The following is a 17354-nucleotide window of genomic DNA, read 5'->3' as shown; positions in this document are numbered from 1 at the left end:
CCTAATGTTGTGCAGTCTAATAAATGTTTATTTATTAATCAATACATCAAATTTTAAAAATAGGTCGCAATTATTTACAGCAGCGTTATTTAATACAACAAAATAGCAAAAAACTATTGTCAAACCGATGAATACAGCGTATTTTAATTTTCAGACAGATACTTTTTGATGAAATCAAGATGTTAAAGCAACCTTTAATCTCAAACGCATATTATTACTTCTGGCAGTTTAGATAATTGCCTGAACGCGTTCGGGCATGAAAAAGGTTGCCCACCAAGTTTATACCTGATCGGCAACCCTGATCAGGTTTTTTTATGTCTTGATTTTTATAATATTTTTGGAGAAATCTCATGTTTACAGTAAATAATTCATATTTTAGCAACGGTTATTGGTTTTACTTTAGTCAGTCTATGTCTAAAGCCTTGAAGTCCCAAAGTCCCATAACGCTCAGATAAAAGATCGGACTGTTTATACGTACAGTCCAAAGGAATAGAACCAATGAATGCGCTAAATACAGCTTTACAACAAACTCAAAATTCAGAAATTCAGAAATCTACACGGCCAAAAGAAACGCTTTTGAGCTTGCCACATCAACTGAAACAACAATTACCTTTATCAGTTCATGCTGCAGAACAAATTGCTTCACATCGTGCTACTATTCAAAATATTTTGACGGGTCAAGACCCGCGTCTAATGATTATTACCGGTCCATGTTCAATCCATGATCCGATTGCTGCGTTGGAATATGCAGAAAAATTAAAACAATTACAGGCACAGGTTTCAGATCAAATTTTTCTTGTGATGCGCGCATATATTGAGAAACCACGTACTACAGTGGGCTGGAAAGGCTATATGTATGACCCAAGTTTAGATGGTTCATCTAATATGCAGTTGGGCTTAGAAAAATCACGTGAGCTGTACTTACAAATTATTGAAATGGGTTTGCCAATTGCCTCTGAAATTTTAAGCCCAATGGCGACGGGTTATTTTGATGACCTTTTGGCTTGGGGTGCAATCGGTGCGCGTACCAGCGAATCACAAATTCATCGTGAAATCTCGAGTCATATGCCATACAGTATTGGTTTCAAAAACGGAACAGATGGCTCAATCCAAATTGCTCTAGATGCTATTCAATCTGCTTCGCATCCACACCAGTTTTTAGGTATGAGCCAAACTGGCTTACCGTGTATTTTAGAATCGGTCGGCAACCCGCAAGCACATTTGATTTTACGTGGTTCCAATACAGGTCCAAATTATAGTTTGGCTGAAATAGACAAAATTCGCAGAAAAGTAAAAGGCGATTTACCAGCTTTAGTGATCGATTGTAGTCATGGCAATAGCCATAAAGACCCAATGAAGCAACCTGAAGTATTACGCACAATTGTTGCGGAGCGTGAGCATACCCAAGTGCGTGGTGTGATGTTAGAAAGTCATTTAGTGGATGGTAATCAAAAAATTAGTTGTGAAATGACTTATGGTCAATCTGTAACAGATGGATGCTTAGGTTGGGACAAAACCATTGATTTGATTCAACAGGTTGCGAATGAACTTCGTGTATCACAAATCAAACGTAGTGCTTAACAATCCAGAGCATACTCAGTCTGAATTGATGTAGCCCAAAGCCTTAGAATATTGATTGTTCTAAGGCTTTTATTTTGAAAAATCCTTTGTTGTTTACTGTGATATAAAAATTGAAATATGGCTTATATTTTAAAATATATACTGATAATTCAGTATTTTATGTTTGAGTGAATCACACTTTTTATGCACAATAATATCTAAGCCCAATACAGCGCCTGAAATAATGACAATCTGTGCTTGGGTGTTTGAAATTTTATATTGGGGAAGTTGATGTACACTGCTGAATTGCTGGAAGAAGCACGCCGTTTTATGTTCCACATGTTAACAAAAGTGGTTGAATATGGTGGTTCTGATTTATTTATTACGGCAGATTTTCCACCAAGTATTAAACATCAAGGCATGATGAAACCCTTTGGGCAGCAAGAGCTTGATGCTGAGAAAACAAAGCTTTTCGCCTATAGTCTGATGAATGAGAAGCAGCGCAAAGAATTTGAGAAAGAATTAGAATGTAACTTTGCGATTAGTGTGCCAAACGTTTCACGTTTTCGTGTCAATGTATTTCAGCAACAGTTACATGTAGGTATGGTCATTCGTACCATTACCGCAGAAATTCCAAACTTTGAAAAACTTAAATTACCGGCTTCGCTTAAGCATGTAATTATGGAAAAACGTGGTTTGGTTTTAGTCGTTGGTGGAACAGGTTCAGGGAAATCAACCTCTTTAGCGGCACTGATTGATTATCGAAATGAAAACAGCGCAGGGCATATCATCACTGTTGAAGACCCAGTGGAATATGTCCATAAACATAAAAAATCTATGATTACGCATCGTGAAGTTGGTGTAGATAGTCATTCGTGGCATAACGCCTTAAAAAATACACTACGACAAGCGCCAGACGTGATTTTAATCGGTGAGATTCGTGATACCGAGACTATGGAACATGCAATTGCCTTTGCTGAAACAGGACATTTATGTTTAGGTACGCTACATTCAAATAACGCCAATCAAACCCTAGATCGGATTATTAACTTCTTCCCAGAAGAGCGAAGAAATCAATTGCTTATGGATTTATCGAGCAATATGAAAGCGATTGTTTCTCAGCGTTTAATCCGGACTGAAGATGGTAAAGGACGCCGTGCAGCCGTTGAAATCATGTTAAACACGCCGCTTATTTCAGATTTGATTTTGAAAGGTGAGTTTCATGAATTAAAAGCGATCATGGCAAAATCTCGTGAACTTGGGATGCAAACTTTCGACCAAGCTTTATTTGATTTATATAATGACGGCGCAATTTCTTATGAAGAAGCCTTAAGAAATGCTGATTCAACCAATGAACTACGTTTGCAAATTAAACTAAAAAGTTCACGTGCAAATGGTACTTCAGCGGCTGCGCAATCGTTTAGTATGGTTGAAGAAAAGAAAGAAGAACCTGAAAGTACCGAAGTTTCGGAAGAAATATAAGCTGCATATTCATGCAAATGGTATATAAGCCAATTCAGCCATCATATTGAAATAAAAAAATCAGCCTGAGGGCTGATTTTTTAGATATTAGAAATATTTACAGGCCAGCTTCATATTGTTCGCTGGTCAATAAAGCATCTACATCAGCCATATTGTCTGGTTTAATTTTATAAATCCAACCTTTGCTATAAGGCGCATCGTTTACAAAATCTGGATCATCTTCAAGGTCTGGATTGACTTCAACAACCACACCAGAAACCGGAGCATGAATATCAGAAGCGGTTTTTACCGACTCAACCACACCCGCTTGTTCGCCAGCAGTGATATGTTGACCAACATCTGGTGCTTCAACATAAACTAAATCACCCAATGCGTCTTGTGCATGATCAGAAATGCCTGTAACAACAAGGTCACCTTCAATTCGCACCCATTCATGTGTACTTGCGTACTTTAAATCTGAAGGATGATTCATTGATAACTCCTTAAATCCATTAAATTCATTTTTGGCATGAGTTATACATGCTTTTTAGGTAAAACAAAAGACTTATAAGTACGGATCTTTACGCCAATTGCTTGGGCTACGACCACTCCAACGCTTAAAAGCACGGCTAAAATTGGCGACATCGCTATAGCCCAATTCATCAGCAATTTGCTCTAAGGTAAAATCAGTTCGTGACAGGAGCGAAGTAGCATGACGGTAGCGAACTTCGTCAACCAATGTTGAAAATGAAGTCCCTTCGGCAGCAAGTTGGCGTTTAAGAGTTCGATCGGACATGTGTAGCCGTTCAGCAACACTTTCAATACTTAAATAGTGCTGCTCAGAGTTGGTTAAAATGTCACGAACGCGCATGGCAATACGGTGACGTTCGCCCAAAGCGGAGAGTTCAGCTTCACATTGATTAATCGCGATTTGACTGGCAATCGGGTCTGCATGGACCAATTTATTGGTTAAATATTGCTTATCAAAACTGAGTAAAAGGTGTGGCTGATCAAATCTAAATTGGTGCCGTGGATATTTGGCAATAAACCGCTCAAAACCTTCAGGTTGAGGGAAATCAAAATCAATTTCACCAGCAGAATAATCCACACCGGTAATTGCTTTGCCCATGCTGATCATGCCAAAAATTAAGGCAATTGAAATCTCAGTACGTAAAGGCTCTATCGTAACGTCGGTTTGTAGTTGAACAGTCGCTTTGGTTCCAAAAGTCGAGAAAAAAAGCTGTAAAAAGGGCATGCGTAACTGAATAAAACGGTTTGCCAAGACTAAGGCATCGGTTATGTCCTTCGCCGTCATGATGGCATAGCCAATAAAACCATGAATCGAGATGCGCATTTGGTTGCCTAAATGAAAACCTAATGTTGGCTCACCAGTTAAACGTAGTGCGTGCTCTACCAATTGATTGGCGATGGGTGTTGGAATACGGAAATCTGGTTCAGCCAATTGTTCGCTGTTTAATCCGAAGGGACTAAATAATGTTTCTGCAGTGTAGCCCCATCGAGAGACCACATCTAAAAGGAGCAATCCATACACTCCGGGAATACCCTGATCCTGACGGGAATTAATTGTTTTCATAGCGTTCCGTTGCAATGCGGGTTTTTCTTCTGTTCAAGGTTATATTGGCATGATTCCGTGTTGTATCCCACAAAAATTGTTGGACAAACTGACTAGGCTCAACTATTTATAGCGGCCTACCTTAGCATTGTAAAGTAGGCCATTAAGGATTAATTCGCTTTAAATTCTTTGGAAAAGACCACAATTTTGGTCGTAGACATATACAGAACGTCATTGTGCTGATTGAGCGCTTGCGTAACATAGGTCACAATGCCGCGGTCTGTCTTACTTTTCGACGGAGTAATTGCAAATATTTCAACTTCTACACGAATTTTATCCCCCGGACGTGTTGGGCGCGGCCAACGCAGACTTGACTCTGAGCCAATTAAGCCATAAGCCACAGGGAAACATTCAGTCCATAAGCGCATTGTTACAGCAGCAGTATGCCAACCACTTGCCGCTAGCCCTTGAAAGATCGGGTGCTGTTGGGCTTTGACTTCATCTGTATGAAATTCCTGAGGATCAAAAGCGTTGGCAAATTGCTTGATTTCTTCAACAGTCATTTCATATTCACGACTGCTAAAGTGATCACCAACTTTAAGGTCTTCCAGATACAGCATTTTCATCTTCCTTTGATTCTACTTTATGTTGTTCTATTAAAAATCCACCGGTTTGACGCTGCCACAAGTGTGCATAAATACCATTCAAAGCAACAAGCTCTTCGTGGGTGCCTTGCTCAGCAATACGTCCTTGATCCAAGACAATCAAGCGATCCATTTGCGCAATGGTTGAAAGTCGATGCGCAATGGCAATCACAGTTTTACCTTGCATCAAATCATCTAAACTCGATTGAATCGCGGCTTCGACTTCTGAATCGAGCGCACTTGTGGCTTCATCTAAAATTAAAATCGGTGCGTCTTTTAAAAATACTCGAGCAATCGCAATACGTTGACGCTGACCACCTGATAATTTTACGCCACGTTCACCGACAAATGCGTCATAGCCACGTTGGCCACGTAAATCGATCAATTGAGGAATGAATTCGTCAGCTTTCGCTTTACGCACTGCATCATACATTTCTTCATCGGTTGCATTCGGGCGACCATATTTAATATTTTCTTCAACTGTACGATGCAATAACGAGGTGTCTTGGGTCACCAATGCAATATTTTTTCTTAAGCTATCTTGGGTAATATCTTCTATATTTTGGCCATCAATCGAAATACGACCATGATTGATATCGTAAAAGTGGAGTAAAAGTTGAATTAATGTCGATTTTCCGGCACCCGAACGTCCGACAATACCGATTTTTTCGCCTGGTCGAATGGTTAAATTAAATTGATCGATGACATTTTTATCATTATAAGCAAAACTGACGTCCTCAAATTTAATTTCGCCTTGCGGTACTTTTAAGTCGGTTGCATCAGCTTTGTCTTGAATATGAATTGGGCGGCCCATGGTTTTCATCCCATCTTGAATGGTCCCGACATTTTCAAATAGGGCAGATGTTTGCCACATCATAAACTCGGAAATACTACTGAGTTTTAAAATCATGGCGGTCGCTGCTGCAATGACCCCAAGCTCAGCTTGACCATCCATCCAGAGCCAAACGGCTGTTCCCAGTACGCCACCATATAAAACAATGATCAGCAAATTCGTCGCGATGTTGTATTTTGCAGCAAGTCGCATTTGCTTATACACCGTCACCATAAACTCTTTCATAGAGGCTTTAGCATATTGGCTTTCGCGTCCTGCATGGGCAAACAATTTCACCGTTTGAATGTTGGTGTAGGCATCGGTGACACGACCAGTCATTACTGCGCGTGCATTGGCTTGTTCATTTGAAATTTTGCTTAATTTTGGGATGAAATAGCATGCAGAACCAATAAATAAAGCCAGCCAAAGTAATAAAGGAATAATCAACAGTGGCGATATAGCACCTAAAATGACAGTGATCGAAATCAGGTAAATGAAGACATAGGCCAACATGTCACCAAGAATAATCCAAAACTCACGTACAGCCAGTGAAGTTTGCATAACCTTGGCAGATAAACGACCAGCAAAGTCGTTGTGGAAGAAATCTAAACTTTGTTTCAATAATAAGTTATGAAATCTCCAACGTAGGCGCATTGGAAAGGTACTATATAAAATCTGATGTTTAATAATGGTTTGAAGGCAAGAAAAGAAGATATTTGCCAATAAAATAAAGCTTAAAATAGTTAGATTCGTCTGGTGCTGCTGTAAAAAGGTTTCAGGCTGAGACTTACTGATCCAATTGACTAATTCGCCAATTTTGGAATAAAGCAATGCTTCAAAACTCGCTACACCAGCTGTACAGAGTACCAATAACAAGAGGTATTTTTTTACACCCGTTGCAGCTTGCCATACAAAGGGGAAAAATTTTGTTGGCAATGGTTTATTCAAGTCCTGTTCAGGATAAGCGTCAACTAAATTTTCAAACCATTTAAGCATGCAGATAACCTGAGAATTTTACTGTAATTAATCTTTCTTTCTTCAGCTCTGAGTGTAATGGATTCGCTAATTTTTCTCCATTTTGATTTGTTTATTTACTTAAAAAGCTTGGCTGCAAAAATTCATAAAATTAAAATGCACAACCCGATTACGACCTTGGCGTTTTGCTTCATATAAAGCAATATCGGCTTGTTTAATTAACTGATCAAGTTTGGCGTGGTCAGGGTCAATTTTGGAAACACCAATGGAGATCGAAAATTTCACCAATTGACCATCCATATGAAATTGATATTGTTCCATTTTATGTCTTAACCGTTCAGCAATTTTTAATGCATCTTCTGGGACAGTAAAAGGTAAAAGTACAATAAATTCTTCACCTCCAAAACGTGCCAACATATCGTAAAAACGCATTTCTTTCCGTGCAATTTCAGCAATTTGGCATAGCACTTGGTCGCCGACATCATGTCCGTATTGATCATTAATCGCTTTAAAATGATCGACATCAAAAATCAAAAGACTGGTACAGACCGTCATTGGGGTTTCTTGGATTTTTTTATTGGCAGCATGTACAAATTGGCGACGATTGCTTAACTGGGTTAATTCATCCGTATGGGCAATTTTGCGCAGGGTATGAAAGTTCCAGTCATCTAGCAGCGCTCTTAGAAAGGTTTTACGAGAGTTGAGCGTAGAGTTCCAGCAGATATACATACTGAACAGCAGCACAGGAACGTACACCAATAAAAATATTGTAAAATCACCAAAATCATTAATGCGCCATGCGCCAAAAAGGATCGCTGCCGTGATCATGGCTGAGGTCATAATCGAAGGGCGAAAATGCACATGAATACTTAAATTACCCAATACGATCAAAATAATGGCGGCATATTGATAGCTATGAACCAGTTCATTTTTCGACTGAAGTAATATCTCAAACCAGAGGATTGCAGAAAGGCAAGTCGCTAGTGGTAATATTAAATCGAGCAATTTAATCTGTTTGATATATTTAAACAGAACATAGTTCAGGCTAAATGCACCAATAATAGCAATGATACGAATCACACCTGACAGTACTTCTATGTCAGGCAGAACATAGCGATCTGCCCAAAAATAGATTAAAAATGCCAATTGAGCGAAATAGTTGACCTGCTTTAAATAGTCTTTCTGGTTGTAGTACAAAAATTTGTAATAAGCATTTTTAAACTGTGCCGGGATACGTGCAATCGGGTCGGATAAAGCACGCTCAATACGGACACGATTCTCTAAGTCACATGCTTCTGCCTGTATGAGCGTATGTTTGGCAGAAGTGCGATTCATCGATTCTATGAGTAATTGTGATTCGTTTTTAACTGATTTCCGAGAAGGTTGATTGGGGCCTTCCATGATCAAGTTCCTATTTTAGAAGCGTTTTTATGCAACTGTTAACAAATAGTATCTAAAAATGTCTACATTTGTATAGTATTTGTTCTGGTTTTTTTAATTATTTTAGCTGTTTCAGATGAATTATATGTTTAAGGAAATATTGCTCTGGGCATTTATCTGGTTCGCTCTCATTCCTTGCAACGCATGATCAATAATCATTTGTGATAGTTGAGTAGGTTTTAAACGAAAGTCCCATATATATTCAACAGCCATTGTGACTTTTTTAATTTACAGAATTTCTACTTCGAATATACATGGGAAGACGAACGTTTAGGCCTTAGATTTTATCGGCATTTGGTTGGATGAGGGCTTTAAAATCGGCACTAGAAGGGGCTTGATAGATTTTAAGTCCAAACTCAGGTGTGATTGCGATCAGATGGTCAAAGATATCCGATTGAATCGCTTCATAATCTTTCCATGCAATAGTTTTACTAAAAGCATAAATCTCTAAAGGAATGCCTTCACTCGTGGGTTGTAACTGACGCACCAAAATCGTTTGGTGTTGGGCAATGCCTGAATGCTGTTGTAAATAAAATTCTACATAGGCACGAAAGGTCCCAAGATTGGTTAAACGGCGCTGATTATATTGCGACTGATTGGAAAGTTGCTGATTAAACTGAGCAAGCTCTTCATGCTTATGATCAAGATATTGATCTAATAATAAAAATTCTTTGAGTTTATTTTGCTCATCCTGAGTCATGAAATGAATAGAGCTTTGATCGATATAAAGTGAGCGTTTGATGCGGCGTACACCGGACTGTGCCATACCACGCCAGTTTTTAAAGGTGTCTGTCACCAGTTTATTGGTTGGAATCGTGGTAAAGGTCTTATCAAAGTTCTGTACAGTAATGGTATGTAATGACATATCAATGACATCGCCATCCGCATTGAGCGAGGGCATTTCAATCCAGTCACCAATTCGCACCATGTCATAAGAAGAAATTTGTACCGAAGCCACCAGTGACAAAATGGTATTTTGGAAGACCAACATCAGTACAGCCGCCATAGCACCGAAGCCTGCGAGTAATGTAAATACATCTTTTTTCAGAAAAGTACCTAAGATCATTAGGCCACAAACCAAAAAGATGATCAATTTGACCAACTGCAAATAGCCTTTAATTGGTTTGTTTCTAGATTTTGGATTACGTTGATAAATCAGATTAAAAATATTTAGTAATTCAGAAATGGCTAAAGCAATGGTCAGGAAGATAAAGGCCTGACAAGCCATTTGAACGATTGAGATAAACTTCACAGATAAATGTGGGACTGTGGTTATGCCATTTAAGATTACAATTGCTGGAACAATGTTGGCAAAGCGTTTAATCACACTATGTTCTGACAAAATTTGACTGTGGCTAAAGGCCATTTTAGACACGAGCTTACGAATACCACGTACCACAATTTGCTTGGCGATAAAATTTGCAATGATGGCAAAAATAATAATGAAACTGAGCGATGTCAGCATTTCTAACCAAGGGTATTGATCTGACCAATCTTGAATATTTTTAATGAACTGAAATTTTTCCAAAATTATCCTACTCTTATTGAAGTAAATGAAAGGGTTAATGATCAAACTATTGTAATTGTGGTGATTATATAAGCAATTTTATACTCGTAAAATTTACGGAGTTACGACATGTATAGTCCATAATGTTACTTATTGGGTGCTAAGGAATGATTTTTTGAAGGTATAACCGATATTTATGGACTGAAAAAGATTAATGTTGATAAAAAAAAGCCCCCGAATCGGGAGCTTCATTGGCGATTTGAAGTGCTTACCACATTAAATCATCAGGAATTACATAAGCTGCATACGGATCTTCTTCATCCGTGGTTTGTTCATTCACTTCAGAATTATTCACAATAATAAAGCCTTCCATTTTCGCATTAATACGGTCGGCTAATTCTTTTGGTAAAAAAGCATAGTTGCTATTTTCCCGTGCAATAACAAGACTGCCAGCAACCAAGGCATTATAAATTTGCTGATTGATATAAAGCTTTTTGATCTTGGCATCATCGATAAATTGATAGGTCGATTCGCCATCGGTATCACGAATTTTATGCTGATTAATCATTTGCATGATGGCAGCTTTTAATTCTTTTTCTTGCAACACTGCTTTACGATCTTGCTCTAAAGCATGATCTTTGGCCATTTTCTGCTGCTGATCTTGCTCAATTTTCGCCTTGATTTCAGCATCTTTACTTTCACCAGTACGTTTTTCATGTACGGCTTGTTTAGACAATTTTTTTGCCTTTTTATTATCGACCAGACCTGCTTTAAGCAGTTGCGCCTGTAATGCATTTTTAACCATAGTACGTTCCAACTAATCGTGTATATGTCGATAATGAAAATAGATGATCCAATATACTGCGCTCATAACTACACTGAGTGCGGCAGGAATTAGGAATGCGTTTAATTTTAAATAAGGATAAAGCCAACTGGCAAGTATGCCACCGACGATAAATCCCGCTAAAATTAATAAATGTAAGACCACACGTTTAGACTCAACCGAAAGTCCACGAGCTTTATAACCCAAAGCCAAACCTAAGTCCGTCAAAACACCAGAGAGGTGTGTGGTACGAATAATGGTGCCTTTATAGTGGCTGACCATTGCATTTTGTACACCCATCGCCACGCATGCCCAAAGCAAAGCATAACGTGGAAAATAGGGTAATAGCAGCCAACACAGGACAATAAAAAAAGCCACCAAGCTTAATGGGACGCCATAACGTCGGGTTAAGCTAAAGTGACTATTTCCAAGAATAAGCCCACTATAAAATGAGCCAATCACATAACAGAGCAACACTAAAATCAAATAAATAATTGTAGCCGGCTGCCATGCAATTAAAGCCATGGCTAACATACTGACATTACCCGTCATGTGAGATACCGACTGGTGCAAGATCGTCACCAGCCCGAGTACATTAATCATTCCTGCATTCACTGCGAGAAAAAAAGCACCCAGTTGTATCCACAGCGGTAAAGTCTGAAAAGGCATGGCCTCGCCTTAAAAAGTATCCAATATCAGGATATTATCTTAAACCACGGTCTACTGCAGTTGTAAATAATACGTCAGTCGAAGAGTTTAAAGCTGTTTCAGTTGAATCTTGAAGTACACTAATGACCATACCAATGGCAACAACTTGCATCGCGATATCGCTTGAAATACCAAACAGGCCACAAGCCACTGGAATAAGCAGCAATGAACCACCAGCAACACCTGAAGCACCACATGCAGAAACGGTAGCAACGACTGATAAAATCAACATGGTGCTGAAATCAACAGAAATGCCCAAAGTATGAACTGCTGCTAGAGTGAGGACTGTAATTGTGACTGATGCACCTGCCATATTGACAGTTGCACCTAAAGGAATTGCTACACTTGCAGTTGATTCAGGGACACCAAGACGCTTTGCAAGGTCTAGGTTAACTGGGATGTTTGCAGCTGAACTACGTGTAAAGAATGCAGTGATACCACTTTCGCGTAGGCATTGGAAAACCAATGGGAACGGGTTTGAGCGAGTCATAAATGCCACCATTAGTGGGTTAATGACCAAAGCTACAAAAAACATGGTACCGAGTAATACCGCAAGTAAGTGCGCATAACTAACAAGCGTTTTTAGACCTGAGTCGGCAAATGTAACAGCAACCAAACCGAAGATACCAATAGGTGCAAAGTTAATCACTAAACGGATCACTTTATTCACTGCATCAGCAGCGTCAGATAAAAAGACTTTGGTGTTCTCTGATGCATGACGAAATGCAATACCTAAGGCAACAGCCCAAGCCAAAATACCAATGAAATTTGCTTCAGAAATTGCTGTAACAGGGTTTGCGACAAAACTTAATAATAAGTTTTTCAATATTTCAGCAAGACTGCCTGGCGGCACAAGGTTTTCTGCAGCAACATCAAGAATTAATGTACTAGGGAATAAAAGGCTTGCTACTACTGAACTTAAAGCAGCAAGGAACATACCAATAGCGTACATCAACATAATCGGTTTAATGTAAGAATTACTGCTACCCACTTTGAAATTTGCAATGGATGACAGTACAAGTACAAAGACCAGTATCGGTGCTACGGATTTCAATGCCTTAATGAATAAATCACCAAGCAAACTTAAATAGGGTGCAACGCCCGGAGCCACAACAGCAACCAATACACCTAAAATAATGGCGATAATAATTCGGGTTACTAAACTCAAGCGTGTAAATGCTGAAAACATAGGAGAGCCTTGTCAGAATTACAATGACAAAATGATGAAAATTAGTGCTGTATTTTATACGAAAATATAGAATGCTTATAAAATAATTTTATTTAAAAATAAATCTTTGTTTTTTATAATCTATTTTTGTGTATTAAAATGTAAGCCTTTCAAAACTCACTGTTTATCAAATTTGGTTTGATTAAACAGTGAGCGAATACACCTTTAAATTTGGTATTCAGAACTGGCTGTAGCAAGCTCTGTCATGGCTTGATAATGGGTGAGAAAAATTTGACCACTCAAATGAGTGAGTAATTTTGAGTGCTGCAATTTATCCATGACAGGACCTTTGACTTCAGAAAAATGCAGTCGAATATCTAATTTTGATAATTCAGCATTTAACTCTTCCAACATTTCTAAGGCACTTAAGTCAATTGAACTGACGCTTGAGCAATTGATAACAACATGCTCTAGGTCAATATTTTGACTGACTTCATTGATCAGGAAACCTTTAAGCGTATTGGCATTTAAAAACGAGATATTTTCATCTATACGGAGCGAGAGAATATGTGGTGCGGTATAGACATGATGGCGCTGTACATTACGGAAATGCTGTGTGCCCTCAACCAAACCGATCACCGCAATGTGTGGACGACTGATGCGCCATAACAACAGAATAAAAGTAGAAATGATGCCAATAATGAGACCTGTAGAAATATCGATACACACCACACCGAAAAAGGTCACCCACATCGCAATCCCGTCAGCTTTTGAATAACGCCATGTATCCACAAAAGGTTTAAAGTCGACTAATTTCCAAATGGAAACAATAATCGTGGCCGCCAAGATCACTAAAGGTAAGTCTTGGAAAAAACCAGTGAAGTAGAGACTGACAACGATAATCAGCAATGACGACAACACGCCAGCCATCGGTGTTTTTGCACCTGCATCTGCGTTAACCACTGTACGAGATAAGCTACCCGTCACTGGAAAGGCAGAGCTAACCCCAGCGCTTAGATTGGCTAAACCTAAAGCGATCAACTCTTGGTTACTATTGAGTTGGCTGCGTTGTTGTAAGGCAGTGGCTTGGGCAATAGACAGTGACTCAACAAAACTGATCATGGCAATCATTGTTGCACCGGGCAGTAAGGTTTGTACCAGTTCCCAGTTCCAATGTGGAAAGCTTAAGGGTGGAAATCCTGAAGGAATTTCACCGACGGTTTTAATGCCGACATTTTGCAGGTCAAATAACATCACCGATGCAATTGAGATCACCACTAGTATCAATGGAAGTGCTTTACTTAGAAAGGCAGTAGAGCCGAATCGAGATTGGATCGATTGAGTGGCCAACATTTTTGGTACATAGATTAAAAACAGTATGGCCAGCACACCAAAGATGAGTGAAGCAAAGTGAGTTAAACTCAGGTATTCCCACAGACTTAAAACAAACTCAGGGATGTTGTTGGCTTTTAGCGGGACATCGACAAGAAACTTAAACTGACCGAGCGCAATGAGCAGAGCCGAGGCAATAATGAAGCTTTTAATGACAGGATGACTGATCAGCTGAATTAAAAAACCAAAACGTAGTACACCTAGCAGCAGAGAAATCAGCCCGACCATTAAGGCCAAAAGTGTAGCGGCTTCAATATAAACAGGCGAACCAACTTCAAATAGCGGATTGAGCGTGGCGAAGGTCATCATCGAAATGATTGCCACAGGGCCTATAGATAAGGTTGAACTTCCACCAATGAGGGCGTAGACAATCATAGGTAAAATACTGGCATATAAACCCATGATTGGGGGTAAACCTGCCAGCATGGAATACGCCATACCTTGAGGGACTAACATGGCAATCACGATTAGCGAAGCAAGTACATCAGATTTAAATTTCACAGTGCTGTAGTGCTGTAACCACTGCCAAGCAGGAAATTTCTGTAAGAAATGAGGTTTTAAATCTGACATAAACTTATCTAAATCACAATTTCATATATATTATGCATAAAAAATGCTAAGAAGTCTTGTGCAATAAATTTTGAGCGTACAACATTGCAGGAAATTTAAGGGGATATTTAAGAAGCCATCATTTTAAATGAATTAATGAAAAGTATGAGCTGATTTAAAGCTTTGGATATTCGATATAAATATAGATATTTTGAAGAAGTTTGGAGGGTAAATTGAGATATTGAATTGCTGCCCATTGCGATAATTCATCTATAGTGGTGCAAGAACAGCATGTCTGGCTTGAAATTTTAAAATAACTGAGTGTTATTTATAAGATTGGTTGCAATACAATTGGTAAAGAGTATTGAGAACTTGAACTAAATTTGCATCTTTAATTGAATAATAAATTTGCTTTCCATCACGACGCGTGGTCACAACATCACTTTTGCGTAACATCATCAGTTGTTGTGAGAGGGTTGGCTGTTTAATATCAGTGATTTCTTCAATCTGAGACACATTCAATTCTTGCTGTGCTAGATGACATAAAATTAGTAGACGATCCGTATTTGCCAGCGACTTTAAAACGCCCACGACTAATTCGGCAGAATCACGCATAGTAGTGATTTCCAGATCGGTATTCATTGGATATGTCCATACGATTAACAACAGCTCAAGTATACGGATATCACGGCTTAATACATTGAATAAATAAGACAATTTCTATGGTTTTTTATGAAATCAAATATCATTAATTTTTATAAGTTTAAATTTAGTTAATCAGTTAAATTTATTGCTTGATTTTAGTGCAAGCTTTCACAAAATGCACATAAATATAAGACATTAGCTTAAAACATCATGCACACTTTGAAAATAATTGTATCATCTAAAGATCGTATTCAATAAATACACAAGGGATAAATAGTCATGACAACAGATTCAGCTTTTCCAGCAACGAGTAATTTAGGTATCGCAGTATATAGTAATAACGCTGAAGCGATTGGTAATACACCTTTAGTTCGTATTAATCGTGCGATTCAGTCAGAAGCAACGGTCTTGGCTAAAGTTGAAAGCCGTAACCCAGCATTTTCAGTGAAATGTCGTGTAGGTGCAGCTCTCATTGCAGATGCAGAAGAAAAAGGCTTATTAAAACCGGGTATGCATATTGTAGAACCTACAAGTGGTAATACAGGGATTGCTTTAGCATTTGTTGCAGCAGCGAAAGGTTATGCAATTACATTAACCATGCCAGCAAGTATGAGTATCGAACGCCGTAAGGTGTTGAAGTCTTTTGGTGCAAATCTCGTATTGACTGAACCTGCTAAAGGCATGAGAGGTGCGGTCGAAGAAGCACAGCGCCTCGTTGCCGAACATCCTGAAACGTATTATTTACCACAACAGTTTGAAAACCCTGCAAACCCTAAAATTCATGAATTGACCACTGGCCCAGAAATTTGGGAAGCGACCGGTGGTAAAGTGGATATTTTAGTTTCAGGTGTAGGTACAGGCGGTACGATTTCAGGCATTTCAAGCTATTTTGAAAAAGTGAAAAATCAGCCACTTTATTCTGTTGCGGTTGAACCGGCTGAATCTCCGATTATTGCCCAAGCGAAAAAAGGCGAAACACTGACTCCTGGGCCACACAAAATTCAGGGAATTGGCGCTAACTTTATTCCGGGTAACTTGGATCTAGACCTTGTTGATGAAGTGATCGGTATTGAAAGTGCTGAAGCGATCGAATGGGCACGTAAAACGGCTACTCATGACGGTATTTTAGTGGGTATCTCTAGCGGTGCTGCTATGGCTGCGGCGGCAAAACTTGCTGCGCGTCCTGAGAATGCAGGCAAAACTATTGTGGTCATTTTACCGGATGGTGGTGAACGTTATCTTTCGTCAGTTTTATTTGAAGATATTAGTGCTGACTAATAGGTCTGACATGAAAAAAAGCCCGTTCATTTGAATGGGCTTTTTTATTGATGATTTTGTTATTTATACTTGTCTTAAGCCGCGTCTTGATCATCGTTTTTGGCATTTTGTTGTTTAATTTTTCTTTTAGGTGGTTCATGTCCTAACTTTCGAGCGATGTATTTAAACAGGAAGCCTAAGAGTATGCATATCGTGACAGCAGGGATAACCACTTGAGTGAGCCAAACATCAATATGATCTAGACTCCAACTTAAAATTAAAAATAAAAAAGCACATAAATATGCGCAGTTAAAGCAAATGTTCGACAGTTTGTACATACGAAAGAGAGTAATTCGTTTGGTGGTCACGAATCTCTATCTTACTGAATAATGAGGAAATGTGTGGTTTTAATATCAGAAAAACAAACTAATTGAATAATCATTATTCAATATTATTGATTATGTTTTTAAATCTTCGCAATTCTTTATACCTTAAAGAAAAGCCTTGCTGTGAGTCAGAAAAACTTGACCTTCCCATTGTGGTAAAGTTTAAGCTATAGCCTAAAACAAGCACATATGATTGGGATTTTGCCATGACAGATTCGACAGAACGCAAACTTTTTGATGGCACACTTGCTATTGAAGGGATGACCTGTGCTTCTTGTGTGGCACGGGTGGAAAAAGCCTTAAAAAAAGTCGATGGCATCACTGATGCTCAAGTGAATTTAGCCACTGAAACAGCACATGTTCAGAGTGATAAAAATGTGGATTATTCTGCTGTAATTCAGGCCGTTGAAAAGGCAGGTTTTGGCGTTGCACAA

The 17354-nt window shown here is 38.8% G+C and carries 14 protein-coding genes and 1 pseudogene; 4 read left to right on the top strand and 11 right to left on the bottom strand.

From position 1 onward, the window contains the following. Positions 1 to 498: 498 nt before the first annotated feature. Positions 499 to 1581, top strand: coding sequence for a 3-deoxy-7-phosphoheptulonate synthase (locus tag FTU65_RS06135; protein ID WP_180065087.1), 1083 nt, complete (start codon positions 499 to 501; stop codon positions 1579 to 1581). A gap of 270 nt (positions 1582 to 1851) precedes the next feature. Further along, a complete protein-coding gene (locus tag FTU65_RS06130; RefSeq protein WP_180065086.1) occupies positions 1852 to 3042 on the top strand; it encodes a PilT/PilU family type 4a pilus ATPase in 1191 nt (396 codons plus the stop codon). A gap of 97 nt (positions 3043 to 3139) precedes the next feature. Here the strand turns inward: FTU65_RS06130 and gcvH are convergent, their stop codons facing one another. The 11 genes from gcvH to FTU65_RS06075 all read right to left on the bottom strand — a co-directional run bounded on the left by gcvH (position 3140) and on the right by FTU65_RS06075 (position 15274). After that, positions 3140 to 3514: a glycine cleavage system protein GcvH gene (gene gcvH, locus FTU65_RS06125; RefSeq protein ID WP_078193810.1), complete on the bottom strand. Its 375-nt coding sequence runs from the start codon at positions 3512 to 3514 to the stop codon at positions 3140 to 3142. Between the two features lie 72 nt (positions 3515 to 3586). Beyond that, positions 3587 to 4615: an AraC family transcriptional regulator gene (locus FTU65_RS06120; protein ID WP_078190954.1), complete on the bottom strand. Its 1029-nt coding sequence runs from the start codon at positions 4613 to 4615 to the stop codon at positions 3587 to 3589. Between the two features lie 149 nt (positions 4616 to 4764). Next, positions 4765 to 5214: a MaoC family dehydratase gene (locus tag FTU65_RS06115; RefSeq protein ID WP_180065085.1), complete on the bottom strand. Its 450-nt coding sequence runs from the start codon at positions 5212 to 5214 to the stop codon at positions 4765 to 4767. Beyond that, positions 5192 to 7066, bottom strand: coding sequence for an ABC transporter ATP-binding protein (locus tag FTU65_RS06110; RefSeq protein ID WP_180011727.1), 1875 nt, complete (start codon positions 7064 to 7066; stop codon positions 5192 to 5194). Before FTU65_RS06110 ends, FTU65_RS06115 begins: the two co-directional genes overlap by 23 nt. 99 nt (positions 7067 to 7165) lie before the next feature. Then, positions 7166 to 8446: a GGDEF domain-containing protein gene (locus tag FTU65_RS06105; RefSeq protein ID WP_257222619.1), complete on the bottom strand. Its 1281-nt coding sequence runs from the start codon at positions 8444 to 8446 to the stop codon at positions 7166 to 7168. A gap of 316 nt (positions 8447 to 8762) precedes the next feature. After that, complete coding sequence (locus FTU65_RS06100; RefSeq protein ID WP_180011725.1) at positions 8763 to 10013, bottom strand: mechanosensitive ion channel family protein; 1251 nt, start codon at positions 10011 to 10013, stop codon at positions 8763 to 8765. Positions 10014 to 10260: 247 nt separating this feature from the next. Further along, complete coding sequence (locus tag FTU65_RS06095) at positions 10261 to 10797, bottom strand: DUF2058 domain-containing protein (protein ID WP_168377529.1); 537 nt, start codon at positions 10795 to 10797, stop codon at positions 10261 to 10263. A 12-nt stretch (positions 10798 to 10809) separates the two neighbouring features. Beyond that, entirely contained in the window at positions 10810 to 11484 is a 675-nt protein-coding gene (locus FTU65_RS06090) for a YoaK family protein (protein ID WP_180065084.1), read from the bottom strand. Between the two features lie 34 nt (positions 11485 to 11518). Further along, on the bottom strand, positions 11519 to 12712 hold the full coding sequence (gene sstT, locus FTU65_RS06085) for a serine/threonine transporter SstT (RefSeq protein WP_180065083.1): 1194 nt from the start codon (positions 12710 to 12712) through the stop codon (positions 11519 to 11521). A 204-nt stretch (positions 12713 to 12916) separates the two neighbouring features. Next, positions 12917 to 14653 carry a SulP family inorganic anion transporter gene (locus FTU65_RS06080; protein WP_180065082.1) on the bottom strand — a complete coding sequence of 579 codons (1737 nt, stop codon included), beginning with the start codon at positions 14651 to 14653 and terminating at the stop codon, positions 12917 to 12919. Between the two features lie 303 nt (positions 14654 to 14956). Then, positions 14957 to 15274 (bottom strand): helix-turn-helix transcriptional regulator, encoded by a 318-nt coding sequence (locus FTU65_RS06075; RefSeq protein ID WP_078193801.1) that lies wholly within the window; start codon positions 15272 to 15274, stop codon positions 14957 to 14959. A gap of 282 nt (positions 15275 to 15556) precedes the next feature. Between FTU65_RS06075 and cysK the strand changes: the two genes are divergently transcribed. Continuing rightward, on the top strand, positions 15557 to 16555 hold the full coding sequence (gene cysK / locus FTU65_RS06070; protein ID WP_180011715.1) for a cysteine synthase A: 999 nt from the start codon (positions 15557 to 15559) through the stop codon (positions 16553 to 16555). 571 nt (positions 16556 to 17126) lie between these two features. Continuing rightward, a pseudogene (locus tag FTU65_RS16535) lies at positions 17127 to 17336 on the top strand (heavy metal-associated domain-containing protein); the annotation flags it as partial. Positions 17337 to 17354: the final 18 nt, after the last annotated feature.

This window comes from Acinetobacter sp. YH12129 (assembly GCF_013418685.1).
GTDB lineage: Bacteria > Pseudomonadota > Gammaproteobacteria > Pseudomonadales > Moraxellaceae > Acinetobacter > Acinetobacter amyesii.
The sequence above is the reverse complement of the archived record's forward strand: the minus strand, read 5'-3'. Positions and strand labels throughout refer to the sequence as shown.

Coding starts and splice junctions, on each gene's coding strand:
- FTU65_RS06135 (WP_180065087.1), top strand. CDS start 499: ATGAATGCGCTAAATACAGCTTTACAACAAACTCAAAATTCAGAAATT.
- FTU65_RS06130 (WP_180065086.1), top strand. CDS start 1,852: ATGTACACTGCTGAATTGCTGGAAGAAGCACGCCGTTTTATGTTCCAC.
- gcvH (WP_078193810.1), bottom strand. CDS start 3,514: ATGAATCATCCTTCAGATTTAAAGTACGCAAGTACACATGAATGGGTG.
- FTU65_RS06120 (WP_078190954.1), bottom strand. CDS start 4,615: ATGAAAACAATTAATTCCCGTCAGGATCAGGGTATTCCCGGAGTGTAT.
- FTU65_RS06115 (WP_180065085.1), bottom strand. CDS start 5,214: ATGCTGTATCTGGAAGACCTTAAAGTTGGTGATCACTTTAGCAGTCGT.
- FTU65_RS06110 (WP_180011727.1), bottom strand. CDS start 7,066: ATGCTTAAATGGTTTGAAAATTTAGTTGACGCTTATCCTGAACAGGAC.
- FTU65_RS06105 (WP_257222619.1), bottom strand. CDS start 8,446: ATGGAAGGCCCCAATCAACCTTCTCGGAAATCAGTTAAAAACGAATCA.
- FTU65_RS06095 (WP_168377529.1), bottom strand. CDS start 10,797: ATGGTTAAAAATGCATTACAGGCGCAACTGCTTAAAGCAGGTCTGGTC.
- FTU65_RS06090 (WP_180065084.1), bottom strand. CDS start 11,484: ATGCCTTTTCAGACTTTACCGCTGTGGATACAACTGGGTGCTTTTTTT.
- sstT (WP_180065083.1), bottom strand. CDS start 12,712: ATGTTTTCAGCATTTACACGCTTGAGTTTAGTAACCCGAATTATTATC.
- FTU65_RS06080 (WP_180065082.1), bottom strand. CDS start 14,653: ATGTCAGATTTAAAACCTCATTTCTTACAGAAATTTCCTGCTTGGCAG.
- FTU65_RS06075 (WP_078193801.1), bottom strand. CDS start 15,274: ATGAATACCGATCTGGAAATCACTACTATGCGTGATTCTGCCGAATTA.
- cysK (WP_180011715.1), top strand. CDS start 15,557: ATGACAACAGATTCAGCTTTTCCAGCAACGAGTAATTTAGGTATCGCA.